Annotated in this window: 13 protein-coding genes and 1 pseudogene; 8 read left to right on the plus strand and 6 right to left on the minus strand. The window is 64.6% G+C overall.

Going from position 1 to position 16,162, the window contains the following annotated elements; translation table 11 throughout:
* Nucleotides 1–2 precede the first annotated feature (2 nt).
* Nucleotides 3–830: a class I SAM-dependent methyltransferase gene (locus tag GGR62_RS04275; protein WP_184406736.1), complete on the plus strand. Its 828-nt coding sequence runs from the start codon at nt 3–5 to the stop codon at nt 828–830.
* A 10-nt stretch (nt 831–840) separates the two neighbouring features.
* Here GGR62_RS04275 and GGR62_RS04280 read toward each other — a convergent pair whose 3' ends face one another.
* Complete coding sequence (locus GGR62_RS04280; RefSeq protein WP_184406737.1) at nt 841–1,572, minus strand: hypothetical protein; 732 nt, start codon at nt 1,570–1,572, stop codon at nt 841–843.
* Between the two features lie 336 nt (nt 1,573–1,908).
* Between GGR62_RS04280 and GGR62_RS04285 the strand changes: the two genes are divergently transcribed.
* Nucleotides 1,909–2,400, plus strand: a complete 492-nt coding sequence (locus GGR62_RS04285) for an acyl-CoA thioesterase (protein ID WP_184406738.1) — start codon at nt 1,909–1,911, stop codon at nt 2,398–2,400.
* A gap of 81 nt (nt 2,401–2,481) precedes the next feature.
* Here the strand turns inward: GGR62_RS04285 and GGR62_RS04290 are convergent, their stop codons facing one another.
* On the minus strand, nt 2,482–3,231 hold the full coding sequence (locus GGR62_RS04290; RefSeq protein WP_184406739.1) for a C40 family peptidase: 750 nt from the start codon (nt 3,229–3,231) through the stop codon (nt 2,482–2,484).
* A 109-nt stretch (nt 3,232–3,340) separates the two neighbouring features.
* A complete protein-coding gene (locus GGR62_RS04295; protein ID WP_184406740.1) occupies nt 3,341–3,946 on the minus strand; it encodes a C40 family peptidase in 606 nt (201 codons plus the stop codon).
* 46 nt (nt 3,947–3,992) lie between these two features.
* Here GGR62_RS04295 and GGR62_RS04300 point away from each other — a divergent pair, with 46 nt between their 5' ends.
* The 6 genes and pseudogenes from GGR62_RS04300 (at nt 3,993) to GGR62_RS04320 (ending at nt 8,856) form a co-directional block, all read left to right on the plus strand.
* Nucleotides 3,993–4,472 (plus strand): peptidylprolyl isomerase, encoded by a 480-nt coding sequence (locus GGR62_RS04300; RefSeq protein ID WP_184406741.1) that lies wholly within the window; start codon nt 3,993–3,995, stop codon nt 4,470–4,472.
* A 379-nt stretch (nt 4,473–4,851) separates the two neighbouring features.
* Nucleotides 4,852–6,087, plus strand: coding sequence for a DUF418 domain-containing protein (locus tag GGR62_RS04305; RefSeq protein WP_184406742.1), 1,236 nt, complete (start codon nt 4,852–4,854; stop codon nt 6,085–6,087).
* 31 nt (nt 6,088–6,118) lie between these two features.
* A pseudogene (locus tag GGR62_RS21100) lies at nt 6,119–6,271 on the plus strand (amino acid dehydrogenase); the annotation flags it as partial.
* Entirely contained in the window at nt 6,268–7,638 is a 1,371-nt protein-coding gene (gene gorA / locus GGR62_RS04310) for a glutathione-disulfide reductase (RefSeq protein ID WP_184406743.1), read from the plus strand. The pseudogene GGR62_RS21100 and the gene gorA, both read left to right, overlap by 4 nt.
* 86 nt (nt 7,639–7,724) lie before the next feature.
* Nucleotides 7,725–8,132, plus strand: coding sequence for an MGMT family protein (locus GGR62_RS04315; protein ID WP_326520233.1), 408 nt, complete (start codon nt 7,725–7,727; stop codon nt 8,130–8,132).
* Between the two features lie 43 nt (nt 8,133–8,175).
* The gene (locus tag GGR62_RS04320) at nt 8,176–8,856 is read left to right on the plus strand and encodes a rhomboid family intramembrane serine protease (RefSeq protein WP_184406845.1); all 681 of its coding nucleotides are present in this window, start codon (nt 8,176–8,178) and stop codon (nt 8,854–8,856) included.
* Between the two features lie 197 nt (nt 8,857–9,053).
* Here GGR62_RS04320 and GGR62_RS04325 read toward each other — a convergent pair whose 3' ends face one another.
* From GGR62_RS04325 to GGR62_RS04335, 3 genes are all read right to left on the minus strand, one after another.
* On the minus strand, nt 9,054–11,066 hold the full coding sequence (locus GGR62_RS04325) for a M13 family metallopeptidase (RefSeq protein ID WP_184406744.1): 2,013 nt from the start codon (nt 11,064–11,066) through the stop codon (nt 9,054–9,056).
* Nucleotides 11,067–11,237: 171 nt separating this feature from the next.
* Nucleotides 11,238–13,346: a M13 family metallopeptidase gene (locus GGR62_RS04330; protein ID WP_184406745.1), complete on the minus strand. Its 2,109-nt coding sequence runs from the start codon at nt 13,344–13,346 to the stop codon at nt 11,238–11,240.
* Nucleotides 13,347–13,743: 397 nt separating this feature from the next.
* Entirely contained in the window at nt 13,744–15,846 is a 2,103-nt protein-coding gene (locus GGR62_RS04335; RefSeq protein WP_184406847.1) for a M13-type metalloendopeptidase, read from the minus strand.
* Nucleotides 15,847–16,162: the final 316 nt, after the last annotated feature.

Here is a 16,162-nt window from a genome sequence, read left to right on the forward strand (position 1 = left end):
GCATGACGGCTGGATTGCCCGTGTTGCGTGAGTGCCTGGCGCAACTACCTGCGCTGGACAGCGTCGATGGCGTGTTCGTTCAACGCACGCTTGCCGAAGATCCGTTCGAGGATCGCTATCTGGACGTGCGGCGCAAGGAAGGCCGGTTGTATACCGATGCGCAGGTCCGCAGCCTGCCGCGCCCCAGCGGCAAGCTCGGTACCAGCCTGGAATGGCAGGTGCGCGCGCTGTCCAGCAGGTTGCTGGTACAGCACCTGCAGGCACGCGCCGGCGAGGGCGCCATTCTGGAACTGGGGTGCGGCAACGGCTGGTTATCGCAGCTGCTGGCGCAATCGCTGCAGCGCGACGTGTGCGGCATCGACGTCAATCATACCGAGCTCACGCAGGCCGCGCGCGTCTTCGGTCACGACCAACGGCTGAGTTTTGTCGCTGCCGATATCCAGACCTTTGCGCTGCCGCAGGCTGTCTTCGACGTCATCGTGGTGCCGGCGTGCATCCAGTATTTCGCGGATCCTGCCGCGCTGATGCGCTGCCTGCTTGCGCAACTGCGCGACGGCGGCGAGTTGCACATCCTCGACAGCCCGCTGTATCCAGACCGGCAACGTGCCGACCAAAGCGCTGCACGCAGCCTGCGCTACTTCACCGGTCTGGGCGTGCCGGCATTGGCCGGGCAATATCACCAGCACACCTACGCCGCCTTCGATGCGTTTGCAGTGCAATGGCTGTTCGATCCGCGTCGTCTGCGTGCGCGTGTGCGCCGCATGCTCAAGCTGCGCCAGCCGCATTTTCCATGGTTGTGTCTTCGCAAGCAGGACAACCAGGGACGGTAACCCGGCGGGGTCATCGCCCTTGGATGGCCTCCATCAACGTCGTTGCTTGCGGCGCCTTGTGCTGCGCGACCGCGCCGACCACGATAACGAACGTCAGCACGCCGATCAGCGGCCATAGCGTGTGGCGAACGCACAACCACCACCAGCCTTGCGCCTGCACGCCGCGCATGCGTCGATACAGCCCACCTGCCAGCGCCGCGTCCACCAGAAGCTCGGCCATCAAGACGGGCGCCGACCACACCACCCAAGCGGCAGCAACGATTGCGACTGCGGCGGCGGCCAGCACTGCCAAGATCGCCAAGACCGGCAGTCCGGCTTCGCCATCGACGAAGTCGGCGAGTGCGCCGTCGCCGGAAACATCCGGGGTGGATCCGGATGGCGCGCTCCACGTGCCGGAACTACCTGCGCCGCTGGAGTTGCCGCCGTGGCCGGCCCATCCCGAGGTGTCTTGCGCCGCGCTGCTGCCGAGGTCGACGCAGTCGCCCGCCAGTTCGCCGTCTACGTCGTTGCGCCAGCGTACCCATGCCCACATCAGCAGCAGGAACAGGCCATAGGCGACCAGCGTCGCCATCGTGTAGCGCACCGCCATCGCATCGACGCCGGCATTGCGCAGCAGGAACGAGGCCAGCAGCCCGCCTGTCGCCGTGATCAACACGATGGCGCTCATCTGCAAGCGCGGCCAACCGTCGCGTTCCAGATGCCGCCGCGCATGCTCGATGGTGAATCGTCTTCGGTCCGACATGACGCGCTGCTTCCTGCTGCGGGTGGCCTTGCCCGGATGCCGAGAGTAAGTGACTTTCGCTAGCGCGTGTACGCGCGTTGCTGCAGATGTGCCACCTGTCCGGGCACCGGTGATCGATGACGATCTGGCCAGCCTGAAGCAAGCGATTGCGCACCAAGGCCCGAGACGCACGCCTCCGGTGCGTGTAAGTCTGGTAATAAGGTGCGGCGGGCATGAGAGACCTGCAAGGCCAGCGCAGGGACGTGCTTTCCGTGAGCGCATCCGAGTGCGCGAAGCAGATCCCTTCAACGCACGCGCATGGCACACTTTCAGCTCATTTCCTTGCGAGAGCGTGCAGTGATTGGCCAACAACGTGATCTGACATTTCGTTTTCTGGCCGAGCCCAGCGACGTCAACTTCGGCGGCAAGGTGCATGGCGGGGTGGTGATGAAGTGGATCGACCAGGTGGGATTTGCCGCAGCCAGTGGCTGGAGCGGGCATTACTGCGTCACCGTGGCCGTGGGCGGCATTCGCTTCGTGGCGCCGGTGCGGATCGGCGATCTGGTCGCGGTGTCGGCCAAGCTGGTCTACACCGGGCGCACCAGCATGCATTTCGCCATCGATGTGCGGGCGCGCAGCCCGATGGGCGGCGACTCGCGCCTGTGCACGCATTGCATCATCGTGTTCGTGGCGATGGACCCCGATGGTGTCTCAGCGGTGGAGGTTCCTTCATGGCAGCCCGACACCCCGGAAGATCAGCGCCTGGCCGAGTACGCGCTCAAGGTGATGGAACTGAGCAAGGGCATCGAGGACACCATGGCGCATTACAAGGCCGATGTTGCGCGTTGATCGCGCAAGCCCATGGACCACGAAAAAGGCCGCGGGATCGCCGCGGCCTTCGTCTGTCATGCAGTTGAATCGGTCACCAGATCAGAGCACCCGGCGCGCCTGGATGAACTTTTCGCTCCAGTAACCGCTGGCCAGCGAATCCACACGCACGTCCTTGCCGCGGCTGGGCGCATGCAGGAACTTGCCGTCGCCGACTACCAGGCCCACGTGGTCGATGCGACCGCGCTTGCCGAAGAACACCAGGTCGCCGGCCTTGAGCGCGCTCGGGTCCTTGATCAGTTCGGCAGACTCGTCGCGGGCGATGTCGCGCGAGACGCGCGGCAGGTCGATGCCGAGAGCGGTCTTGAACACGTAGCCAACCAAGCCGCTGCAATCGAACCCTTCGGTGGATTCGCCGCCCCACACGTACGGGGTGCCGAGCAAAGCCATGGCGCGTTGCAGGATCACTTGCACACGGCTGTCGGCGACGGCGTTCTGAGCGGCATTGACTGCGCTCTGCGAAACGTCGTAATTGGCCAGCAGGCGGCTGAGGTCACCGGCGAACATCGCCGAGCGGTCCATCAGCGGAATGGCGTCGTTGGCGGCCAGATGCGGAAGCAGGGCGGCCAGTGTTGCGGTGGCAGCGGCGTCGGCGCGGCTGCGGGTTGCGGCTTTCTCGGCGGCGACGGCGCTGTCTGGCGTGGTCGTCTGCGGAGCGGGTGGCACGCCGTTAGCGGTCTGCGCCAGGGCGGGAAGGGCGGCTAACCAGAGAGCGGTGGCGCATAGCAGGCGGAGCGGTTTCCGATGCGGAAGCGGTGCGGCGCCAGTTTTGATCTGTTCGTCGTTCGTCACGCGGGAATCACAATTCTGCTGTCGATGCGGGATGATGCCTTGGTGAAAGAATCATGAAGTTCAAAAAAGGTTAAATTTCCGTTTTATTACTTGTGATGTACGTCACATTTTAAAGTAATACGCGTTTTGAACCTGAATAATGGTCACGCCAGTAGGCGCCATCCAGGAAATCCAGGCGGACGGTACCGCCGGTGTTGGGGGCATGTACGAAGCGGCCTTCACCGACATAAATGCCGACATGGGTCACGTTGCCGCTTGAACCGAAGAACACCAGATCGCCGGTCGCCAATTTTTCCGGAGGAATTTTCGGGCCCTGCACCGCAGCCAATTCGCGCGAGGTACGTGGCAGCGACAATGCCAGCACGTCTTTATAGACATACGTGACCAACCCACTGCAGTCGAAGCCGGTTTCGGGCGTGTTGCCACCGAAGCGGTACGGAGTGCCGACCAGACCCAACGCACGCATCAGGATGTTGTTGGCGGCGGCCGGGTTCGACGCAGGCACCTGCGGCCATACCCGCGCCGCTGGCGGCGGGGCGGCGGGGCGACGGACCGGCGCTTGCGCGCAACCGCCCAGCAGCAGGAGCAGCCCCAGCAACAGGCTGGTCGCTGCACGACGGGCGGGAGCGGCGGAAACTGGCGTGATATGCATGGAGCCGGGATAATGGGCGGTTCGAAAGGTCGCCATGATGGCGGCGCACCCGGCGGCCGACAAGCCGTCCTCCACCGTCTGCCACCGGGCAGCCTATTCAGAGTCAGGCATGAAGATCGAAAAAGACAGCGTCGTCCGCTTCCACTACACCGTTTCGGAGATTGGCCAGGAGCCGATCGAGAGCTCCAAGGAGCGTGACCCGTTGGCGATCATGGTTGGCCACGGCAACATCATTCCCGGTCTGGAAGCGGCCATGATGGACAAGGAGGCCGGCGAGAGCTTCGGCGTGGACGTCAAGGCCGACGAAGCCTATGGCGAATACCGCGAAGGCCTGAGCCAGCGCGTGCCCAAGAAGCACTTCGGCGCCACCAAGCTGGTCCCGGGCACGCAGGTGGTGTTGCAGACCAATTTCGGCCCGCGCGCAGTGACGGTGCAGAAGGTCGGCATGAGTGTGGTCGACGTCGATCTCAACCATCCGATGGCCGGCAAGGATCTGCACTTCGACGTGGAGATCATCGAGGTGCGTGAAGCCACCCAGGAAGAGCGCGACCACGGGCATGTGCATGGCGAAGGCGGCCATCACCACTAAGCGCGGCCGACAAGACCACGACGCAGCCGTCAGACGGGCGCGCCGATGCCCGGAATCGGCATGCATCATGCGGACACTCCGGTTGTAAGCGCGCCGTCCGCAACAGGGTGACGACCACTCGCTCTGTTTTTAGTCACCCATCTGCGCAGGCGTGAACATGTCCTTGTCGCCGGCAGACGGGTGCGAGCAGTGCGGGGCATCGGCATGTGCGGTGTGTGTGCCGATTCCCAAGCGCCTTTCGTGTTCGTCTGACGGCCCGCTCGCTGGATGTTTCGTCGGCGGCGTTGCATCGTTGCTGTGTCGTGTAGACGGCCCGCCCCTCGGCGGGCTGTTTGCATTCTGTCCCTTGCGAGCGCCGCGCCCCGCTATCCGAGCCAACATGACCACACGCGATCTTCTGCTGCCCATTGCTGCGACCGAGCGCATCGTCGTGCTGGACGTGCTGCGCGGCTTTGCGCTGTTGGGCATCCTGCTGATGAACATCGAAGCCTTTGTCGGCCCGCTCGATCTGGCGGTCACCGGCGTGGAGCCGCACTGGCACGGCGCCGACCGGGTGGCCGATGCGTTGGTCTACATCTTCGTGCAGGGCAAGTTCTACACGCTGTTCTCGCTGTTGTTCGGCATGGGCTTTGCGGTGATGGCGCAACGCGCCGAGCAGGCCGGGCGCCCGTTCATGGGCATGTATTTGCGGCGCACGCTCGGGTTGCTGGCGATCGGGCTGGCCCATGCAGTGCTGCTGTGGTCCGGCGACATTCTGGTGACCTACGCATTGCTGGCGCTGCTGTTACTGACGGCACGCTCGGTGCCGACGGCGACGCTGCCGTGGCTTGCCGGGCTGGTCTATCTGTGTGCCCCTGGATTGATGCTGTTGTACGGGCTGGTGGGCATGTTGACGCAGCTCGATCCGGCAGCTGCAGCGGATTGGAATGCCGCCACGGTCGATGCAGCGCGACAGGCGCTGGCAAACGTGCAGGCGCAACGTGCGGCCTTCGGCAGCGGCACCTATCTGCAGGCCACGCTGCAACGCTGGCATGACACGCAGCAGGCGATGACCGGGCTGAGCATCAATGGCCCGGCGATGCTGGGGATGTTTCTGTTCGGTAGCTGGTTTGTGCGCAGCGGCGCCATCGCCGCACCGGAGCGCTTCCCGCGTCTGTTCCAGACCTTGCGTTATGGCGTGTTGCCCTTGGGGCTGGGGGTGATGCTGGCGAGTTACATGCTGGAGCCGTGGATGGATCCTGCGCGTCTGGACCTGCGCCTGTCGGGCGCCGCCGCCTTGTCGCTGATTGCCGGCCCGCTGATGAGCCTGGGGTATGCGGCGTGGGTGGTGCGCCTGGCGCCGCGCCTGGCATGGCTTGCGCCTGCCGGACGCATGGCGCTGACCAACTACCTGATGCAATCGGTGGTTTGTACGTGGATCTTCTACGGTTACGGGCTGGGGTATTTCGAACAGTTGCCGCGCGTGTGGCAACTGCCGTTTGCGCTGGCGGTGGTTGTAGTGCAGGTCGTGTTGAGTCGCCTGTGGCTGCGCTGGTTCCGCTTCGGGCCGATGGAATGGCTGTGGCGCAGCGTGACCTATCTGCATGCGCCGCCGATGCGGCGCGGCGTGCGCTAGCGCGCAAGGCAGCGCGCGCGTCGATGTGTTGGTGCCGGGACGTCCTCACGTCTGGCTCGCAGCCGGGCGTGGCATGCTCGGCGGCAGTATCAGCACTGCAAGCAGACAAAGAATGGCCGATCCGATGACGCGCCGCGCGCCTGCGCGGAGCCTGCACCCTTACCGCGCGGGGCGTCCTGCATGAGCACGCGTTACGACTACGATGTGGTGATTCTCGGTGGCGGTTCCGGCGGACTGGCCGCCGCGTTTCGTGCAGCGAAATACGGCGCGCGTGTTGCGATCATGGAGCCGAACGAGCTGGGTGGCACCTGCGTCAATCTCGGCTGTGTGCCGAAGAAGGCGATGTGGCTGGCGGCCGATCTGGCCGGCAAGATCGAACTGGCGAGCGCACTCGGCTTCGATGTGCCACGCCCGACCTTGGCGTGGCAGGAGTTGGTGACGCACCGGCAGGGCTACATCGCCAACATTCATGCAAGTTACCGCCGCCGTCTCGACGAGGACGGGGTGGTGCTGATCCCACAGCGCGGCGTCCTGCACGACCGCCACACCCTCATGGGCGGCGATGGCGTGACGGTGACAGCCGAGCACATCGTGATTGCCACCGGTGCGCATCCAGCGCGCCCCGGCGTACCCGGTGCCGAATACGGAGAGGTCTCCGATGACTTCTTCAATCTCTGTCATGCGCCTGCGCAGGTGGCCATTGTCGGTGGCGGTTATATCGCGGTGGAAATCGCCGGGTTGTTGCAGGCGCTCGGTAGCCGCGTGCACCTGTTCGTCCAGGGCGATCGCTTGCTGGAGCGCTTCGATGCCGAACTGACGTTGCAACTGGCCGACAACCTGCGCCATCTGGGGGTGCGTTTGCATTTCGGCTTTACCACCACCGGTCTGCAGCGCGATCAGGAAGGGCGGTTGCGTGTGCAAGGGCATCCGGCGCACACCAGCGAGCAGGGCAACGAGGTGTTCGACAAGGTGTTCTTCGCCGTGGGGCGGCGCGCCAACACGGCCGGGCTTGGCCTGGACACCGTCGGTGTGACGCTGGGCGACAAGGGCGAGGTGGTGGTGGACGAGGGCCAGACCACGACGGTGCCCAACATCCATGCCATTGGCGATGTCGCCGGCAAGGTAGGGCTGACGCCGGTGGCGATCGCAGCCGGACGCAAGCTGATGGATCGCCTGTTTGGCAATCAGCCGGATGCGCGCATGGACTACGACGGCGTGCCCAGCGTGGTGTTCTCGCATCCGCCGCTCGGGCAGGTCGGGTTGACCGAAGAGCAGGCGCGCGCGCGGCACGGCAGCCAGGTGCGCATTTATCGCAGTAACTTCCGTCCGATGCTGCACGCGCTGGCCGATGCGCCGCAACGCAGCCTGTTCAAGCTGGTCTGCGTGGGTGACCAAGAGCGTGTGGTCGGCGTGCACCTGCTGGGTGAAAGCGCCGACGAAATGCTGCAGGGGTTTGCGGTGGCGGTGAAGATGGGCGCGACCAAGCGCGACTTCGACGAGACCGTGGCGATTCATCCCACCTCGTCCGAAGAGATCGTGTTGATGCATTGAGTGATGTGCTGCTGGAGCCGAGCAGCGCGTTGAGCCCTCTCCCGGCAGGAGAGGGGTTTTTGATCCCTTGACTGGCGCCTTGCCTGATGTCGAAGCCTCGCCAACCGACGACCGATACGGCAGCCAAGCCAACGGCGCGTGGTGTGTCCAACGCTGCGGTGCCTTCCGGCGAGCAGGCCCGGCTGCGCATCCTCGCGGTGATTCGTGCGATTCCTTCCGGCGAGGTGGCTGGCTACGGCGACGTCGCGACGCGCGCGGGCCTTCCGGGCCGCGCGCGGCTGGTGGCACGCGTACTCAGCGGTAACGACGACCCGCAGCTGCCGTGGCACCGTGTACTGCGGAGCGATGGCCGGATCGCGTTGCCGGAAGGCTCGTCGGGCTATCGCGAGCAATGCCGGCGCCTGCGCGCAGAAGGGGTGCAGGTGGAGCGTGGGCGTGTTCGTCGTGCCAGCGCCGCGCAGCGGCTGGACGCGGCCGTGTGGGGGCCTTCATAAGCTTGCCGTTATGATGGTTGGCATTCCAAAGGATGCTGCCATGCTGCCCAAACTGCCGCCCGTCACCAAAGCGCTGTTGATCGCCAATATCGGCGTGTTCCTGTTGCAGTGGGCGTTGGGCGACCTGGGTGCCGGCCTGCTGCCCTCCGATGCGGCGCTGTCGTCACTGATGCTGTGGCCGATCTCCAACGGGTTCGATGCGTTCTCGCCTGGCGCCAGTTTCATGCCGTGGCAGCTGCTGACGTACGCGTTCTTGCACGGCAGTTTCAATCATCTGTTCTTCAATATGCTGGCGCTTTTCATGTTCGGTGCGCCGCTGGAGCAGACCTGGGGCCAGAAGCGCTTTTTGACGTATTACCTGGTCTGTGTGGCCGGTGCCGGCGTGTGTCAGCTGCTGGTGGCCTGGTTCCTGCAAAACGGCATGCCGGTGGTGGGTGCGTCCGGTGGCGTTTTCGGGCTGTTGCTGGCCTACGGCATGCTGTTCCCCAATCAGCGCGTGATGCTGCTGTTTCCACCCATCCCGATGAAGGCGCGTACCTTCGTGCTTGTGTTCGGCGCGATCGAGCTGGTGCTGGGGGCGACCGGTTGGCAGCCGGGTGTGGCGCACTTCGCGCATCTGGGCGGCATGTTGTTCGGCTGGCTGCTGATCCGTCATTGGCGGGGGCAGTCGCGGTCCGGTGGTGGCAAGGGTGGACGCAAGCCGCCCTTGCGCGTGGTGCGTTAAGCGCTAGCGGCACGAGGGCTGGCCTGCGCTTGCGCGGTGAAGCGGATCCGTGGCGTCGGGTAACGCCTCATCGCGCACTGGGCCGTGTGCGGATCAGCCGCGGCGCTGCGAGGTAGAGCCAACGCGAGAGACAGACAAAAAGAGAGCGCGGACGCCGCGCTCTTTTTTTATTGCCGATACTGATCCGGTGTCAGAAATCAGCGCCAGACCTTGATCTGCTCGGCATCCACACGCTGCATCGGCTGGCCCGGCTTGCAGCTGAAAGCGGCACCGAACTCCGGCAGGTTGGACAGCGGGCCGTTGGTACGCCACTGGCCCGGCGCACGGATGTCGGCGCTTGCACGCTGCACCGCTTCGTTCGGCGACAACTGCTGTGCCCACAAGCCGGCCCAGGCAGTGAAAAACGCCTGCTTGTCGGCTTCGGTTGCCGCCGGCTGGGCCTTGCTGAAGGCCTGCCAGGCCAGTTCGACACCCGCCAGGTCGGCCAGGTTTTCCTCGGCGGTCTGTGCGCCGTTGACCTTGACGTTGGGCACGCCCGGATACGGATACGCCGCGAACTGACTGGCCACCTTGCCGGTCAGCAGCGTCCAGCTGTTCTTCTCGGCCGGCGTCCACCAGCTGCGCAACTCGCCCTTGGCATCCACCAGCGAACCCTTGGCGTCGATGGCACGGGTGATTTCGTGCGCGACCAGCGCGCCGTATGCGCCGTACTGCGCGGCCGGCGTGCCGCCGCTGGTCAGCACCGGCGGCTGCAGCACCGCAGCGGTGACGATCAGGCGGTTCTGGGCGATGTCGTAGGCCACCGCCGGCTGCTGCGGCAGCACGTCCCAGCGACGGTCCGCGTTGCCCTTGCCGATGCGCTTCATTTCCTCGCGGTGACGCCAGGTCGAGGCGATCAGCATATTGCCGCCGAAGCTGCCACGGCCCATCGGCTGCACGGTGTAGTCCAGATCGCGGCGCGGTGCGCCGACTTCGATCTTCATCGCAGCCAGCTTGGCCTTGGCTTCGGCGATCACCTCGCCGTTGCCCCAACCGGTACGCTCCAGCGCGGCCAGCTGCGCGTCGCGCACCTGATCGGCGATGGCTTCGGCCTGGCGGCGGTTGTCGCTGCTCAGATAGCGCGCCACGTATTCGCGACCCAGCATCGGCCCGGCAGCGATGTTGATCGCGTCCAGCACCTGCTGCCAACGCTGCGGCGGCAACGCGTCACCACGCAGCAGGCGGCCGCGGAACTGGTACTCGGCATCGCTGAAGCTCTTGGACAGGTACGGCGCCATCGCATCGCCCACGCGCCAGCGCAGGTAGGCCTTCCACTGGTCCGGCTTGATGCTGACGATCATGCTGTCGAGCTGCTTGAACATGGCCGGGTCGGCCATCGACACCAGGTCGTCCTTGACGCCTTGCGCTTCCAGGAAGTCGGCCAGGCGCAGGTTCTTGTACTGCTTGGTCAGCTCCTTGGTGGCGATCGGGGCGTAGTTGTTGAACGGGTTGTTGATGCCCTGCACCGACTGCGCGCTACGTGCCAGCGCGGTTTCGATCTGCAGCACGGAGGCGGCATCGGCATCGAGCTTGTCGGCCGGGGTGCCGGTCAACGCCAGCACCTGCTTGACGTAGGCGCGGTAGCGGCCCATCAGCGCCTGGGTGTCGGCATCGGTGCGGGTGTAGAACGCCGGATCTGGCAGGCCCATGCCGCCCTGCATGAAGTAACCGATGTGACGGTCGAGCGCCTTCAGATCCACGTCCGGGCCGAAGTTGAAGCCGACCGGGATGCCGACCTGATGCAGCGCGGCGATGGAAGCGGGCACATCCTTGGCCTTCTTGATTGCGTCGATGCGCGACAGCAACGGCGCGATGGGGTTGGAGCCGTCTTTTTCCACTGCCGCCTCGTCCAGGCCGCTGGCCCAGAAGTCGCCGAGCAGCTTCTGCACGTTGCCTTGCGGGGTCTTCATCGCCGCGTCCAGCAGCTCGCGCTGCTGCGCCAGCGCGCGTTCGGACAACTGGCCCAGCGCGGTGACCGCACCGGCCTGCGGCACCGGGTTGCTCTTGAGCCAGCCGGCGTTGGCGTAGTCGTAGAAATCGGAGCAGGCGGCAGGCACGGCCGGTGCCTTGGGGGCGGCCTTCTTCTTGCGAGCGGCGTCGGCGTCGGGGGCGGACAGCAGCGTGATCAGGCTGAAGCCAAGAGCGAGGGCAAGCGGACGAATGGTGGGCATCGAGAAGAAGGGTGGCCAGAGTTAAGTCGGCGGAGTTTAGCAAGGCTGCGCGTCGTGCAGGCGGGCGTTGACCGCCGGTTGCCCTCGGTGGGCACCGCTTGCATGAACGCGACAGGCCCGCGGGTGCGGGCCTGTCAGGAGCGCAAGGGAACCGAAAGCGCTTGTGCCCGGCTACCAGATCACCACGCGGTCCTTGTCTGCGCGCACCATCGCATCGCCGGATTTACACGAAAACGCGTGTGCAAAGGCCGGCATGTTCGATGGCGCGGCAATGGCGCGCAGATTGCTGGGCGAATGCGGGTCAGATGCCAGATAGACCCGCTGTTGCTGCTCGCGCACCTGCTCACGCCAGTTGCGCGCAAAACCCAGGAAGAACCGTTGCTCCGGACGGTATCCATCGATCGTGAGCGCACGCTCGGGATGCTGATGCAACGCCGTTTGCAGCGCATCGTAGGCGACATTGATTCCGCCAAGGTCGGCGATATTTTCGCCCAGGGTCAACCTGCCGTTGACGTGCAGCTCGGGGTGGCTGGGCAGTGGCACGTAGGCATCGAACTGTTTGACCAAGGTGTCGGCGCGTTGCTCGAACGCCTTGCGATCAGCGGGCGTCCACCAGTTGACGTTGTTGCCGCCGCCGTCGAATTGCCTGCCCTGGTCGTCGAACCCATGGGTGGCCTCGTGCCCGATCACCGCGCCGATGGCGCCATAGTTCACTGCGTCGTCGGCATCGGCATCGAAGAACGGGGGTTGCAAGATCGCGGCCGGAAAATTGATGGTATTGGTGCTGGGGCTGTAATACGCATTGACGGTCTGCGGCGACATCGCCCAGCGCTTGCGGTCGGTTGGCTTGCCGATCTGCGCGATGTCGTAGTGGTAGTTGAACTTGGCTGCGGCTTGCAGATTCTGGTAGTAGGCGCCCGGAACGATCTCCAGCCCCGACCAGTCGCGCCAGGTGTCGGGGTAGCCGATGTTGGGCAGGAACGTATTCCACTTGGCGATCGCCTTGGCCTTGGTTTCGGCGCTCATCCAGTCGACATTCTCGATGCGTTGCTTGAGCGCGTTGCGCACGTTGTCGACCAGTTCGGTGGCGCGCTGTTTTGCTTCGGGCGTGAACACCTTGGCCACGTAGAGCTGACCCAGGCCTTCTCCCATGACACTGTCGACTGCGCCCAGGACGCGCTTCCAGCGCGGCCGTTGTTCCGGCTGCCCGGACAGCGCCTTGCCGTAGAACGCGAAGTTGTTGTCGACGAAGGCCTTGCTGAGGTGCCTGGACGCCGCATCGATGGCGTGGAAGCGCAGATAGGCCTGCCACTGGGCAATCGGTGCACTGGCCAACTGCCGGTCGAACGCTGCAAAGAAGCGCGGCTGCGACAGCGAGAACCCGGTGCCGATGTCCACGCCTTGGGCAGCGAAGAATGTCTGCCAGGAAAAGTGCGGCGTGAGCTTGTCGGCCTGTGCAAGGCTGACGAAGTGATACTGGTTGTCGGGTTGGCGTGCGTCGGTGGGAGCAAGCGATGCGGCGGCCAGTCGCGATTCCAGTGCCATCACGTCCTTTGCCTGCACCTTGGCCGCATCGGCACTGCTGCCGGTGAGCTCGAACGATTTGATGATGTAGGCCAGATACGCCTCGCGGATGGAGGCATGCTCGGGGGCGGTGTAGTAGTCCTTGGTCGGCAGGCCCAGCCCGCCTTCGTTGGCAAAGGCGATCTGCTGCTGCGCATTGTGGAAGTCGGCACCTGCACCGAACTCGAAGACGTTGCCATCGCCTTGTGCATACCGCTGTGTGATGTAGTCGGCCACATCCTTGCCGGATCTCAACGCGGCAATCGCATCCAGTTGCGCACGGATGGGGTGATCGCCCGCCGCCTCGATGGCGGCTTCATCCATGCCGGAGGCGTATAGCAGCCCCAGCTTGCGCGCGAGCGGATCGGCCTGTGTTTGCGCCTGTTTTGCTGCATCTTCGACAATCTGTCGCTGAGTAAGCAGGCTCTTCTCGGCCAACACATCGAACACGCCCCAGCTGGTGCGGTCTGCGGGAATGGGGTTGGCTTTCTTCCACGGACCGTTGACGAAGTCGTCCAGGTTCTTGCACGCGTTCGTGGTCTGATCCAGCTCGCTGATGTCGAACGCCGGCGTTTCCGGTGTTGCAGATGGCAGCGCAGCTGTCGGTGCAGGCTTGGCAGCATCTGTCTGTGCGCTGCTGTCGTCGGGCGCGCGTTTGCAGCTTGCCAGCGAGACGATCAATGCCAGGGCGAGCGTAGAAGTCTTGAGGGATGACATGGACGTCGGCCGCAGAGAAGAACGTCGAGCATAAGCGGACGCTGCCTTGCGGACGTACGTGTTGAGCTTTGTTGAGGCTTGAATTCAAGCTGGGTGTGGCTGGTAGGAGTCCTGCGTGGCGCCGGATATCTGGTGGACGTCACGAAGGACAAAAACCGGCGATCCGGGCGCGCAGACGGCGTCGTTGGCGAAGTACCTGCGGCATCGTGACATGACCGAAGCGACTACGTGTTCTTGCATGCCTGAGGACGGTGCCGCGATGCGGCAGGCAAGCTGCGCCACGCAGCTGGATTGGCAGGCATCGCACACTGAAAAAACTGCAGGCTGCCGCAAAAAAAACGGGCGACGATCCACTGATCGACGCCCGCGTCTTTGAAACCAGTGCGCTATCGCGCCATTACCAGATCACAACCTGCTGATCGCCCTGGCGCACCATGGCATCGCCCGCCTTGCACGAGAACGCGGCGGCGAATGCCGGCATGTTCGACGGTGCACCGATGGCGCGGAAGTTGGCTGGTGCGTGCGGATCGGTCTTCAGGCGCACCACCAGTTCTTCCGGGGTGAAGTTGCGGCGCCACACCGTGGCCCAGTTCAGGAAGAAGCGCTGGTCGCGGGTGATGCCGTCGGTCTTGGGATCGTCCTTGCCGGCGGTGGCGGTTTTCATCGCGTCGTAGGCGGTGTTGAGGCCGCCCAGGTCGGCGATGTTCTCGCCCAGGGTCAGGTCGCCCTTGACCTTGTCGCCGGCCGGGGTGCGATAGCCGTCGAACTGCGCGACCAGCTTGCCGGTGCGTGCCTTGAACGCTTGCAGATCCTTCTGCGTCCACCAACCTGGATCGGCGATGAAGTTGCCATCGGGGCCGAAGCGGCTGCCCTGGTCGTCGTAGCCGTGGGTCATCTCATGGCCGATCACCGCGCCAATGCCGCCGTAGTTCATTTCCTCCGGTGCATTCGGGTCGAAGAACGGCGGCTGCAGGATCGCCGCCGGGAACACGATCTCGTTCTGCAGCGGGTTGTAGTAGGCGTTGACCGTCTGCGGGCTCATGCCCCATTCGGTCTTGTCCACCGGCTTGCCGATCTTGGACAGGTTCCACTTGTAGTTGTACTCGGTCGCCGCCATCACGTTGCCCAGGTAGCTATCGCGGCCGGTGGTCAGGCCGTTCCACTCGCGCCACTTTTCCGGGTAGCCGATCTTGGGGGTGAAGCTTTCCCACTTGGCGATCGCCTTGGTCTTGGTCTCCGGGCTCATCCAGTCGAGCTTTTCGATGCGGGCCTTCAGCGCGGTACGCAGGTTGGTCACCAGCGTTTCCATCTTGGCCTTGGAATCGGCGGGGAAGGCGACCTTGACATACAGCTGGCCCAGCGCCTCGCCGGCCTGAGCGTTGATGGTGGCCAGCACGCGCTTCCAGCGCGGCTTGATTTCCTTCTGGCCGCGCATGGTCTTGTTGTAGAACGCAAAGCTCTCATCGACGAACGGCTGGCTCAGGTACGGCGAGGCGCCATCGACAGTGTGGAAGCGCAGGTACGCGCGCCAGATCGCCGGATCGGTATCGGCGATCATCTTGCTCACTTCCTGGTGGAAGGCCGGAATCGCCAGCGAGAACATCTCCGGCGTGGCCACGCCCTGCGACTTGAAGAACTCGGTCCACGACCAGTTCGGGGTCAGCTTGTCGGCGTCGGCCGGGGAGATCGGGTTGTAGGCCAGCAAGGCATCGCGCGACAGCTGGGTGCTGGTCTTGGAGACCTTGGCCAGGCGGGTTTCGAAGGCGACGATCTGCTTGGCCTGCGCGACGGCATCGGCTGCAGCCACACCCGACAGTTCCAGCACCTTGGCCACGTGTGCCTGATAGGCCTCCAGCTTGACCTTGTTGGCGGCGCTGGTGTAGTACTCCGGATCCGGCAAGCCCAGACCACCCTGCATGGCGAAAGCGATGTTCTGGCTGGACTTTTTGAAATCCGCCTCCGCGCCGAAGCTGAAGAGCGCGTTGTTGCCCTTGGCGGCGCTGCTACGCAGATAGTCGACCAGCTTGGCCTGGTCGCTGATGGCGTCGATCGCTGCAAGCTCCGGCTTCAGCGGCTCGATGCCCTGTGCGTTGATCTTGGCCTCGTCCATGCCGGTCGACCACAGGTCGCCGACGATCTTTTCCACGCCGGTGGCACTGGTGTCGGCTGCGGCCTGTTCGACCAACTGCTGCTGGATTGCATTGGAACGCTCGTCGAGCATCTCGAACGCACCCCAGCTGGTGCGATCGCTCGGCACCGGATTGGCGGCCAGGAACTTGGCGTTGGCGTAGGCGTTCAGGTCGGTGCAGGCATTACCGTTGGCATCCAGGTCGGCCGCAGTGAACTGGTTCACCGCCGGCAGCTTGCTCTGGTCCAGGGTCAGGGTCTTGGGTGCGGCGGGCGCGGCCGCCGCGGTATCGCCAGCCGGGGCCGCAGGTGCGGCGTCATCGGACTTCTTGCAACCGCTCAGCGCGGCCGCCACGGCCAGGGTCAGCGTCAATAGATGAGGTGTTCGAATCACAAAGGCTCCAGGAGCAACAGTCGATTGGGGAGCCCCGTCACGGGGCCGTGGCCGGCACTCTACGCCTCGCCAGCCGACAGGCATGGTGTCGAAGGTCATGGGTGCGGGGTGTGTAGAAGCGCTGGCTTGGTGGTGCTCGTGGTTACGGCAGCCTTGCGCGGGCGGCGATACGCAGGGGCACTCCGGTGTCTTCTGGCCCCGGGCGCTGCGGCTTCGTGCCATATTAGTGGTCACTACTTGGCCCGGCCATCGATGCTTATCTGCCGATAGCGATCGAGGTGGCCGCTAAGGCCCG

Source organism: Xanthomonas sp. 3075 (assembly GCF_014197275.1).
Lineage (GTDB): Bacteria > Pseudomonadota > Gammaproteobacteria > Xanthomonadales > Xanthomonadaceae > Xanthomonas > Xanthomonas campestris_B.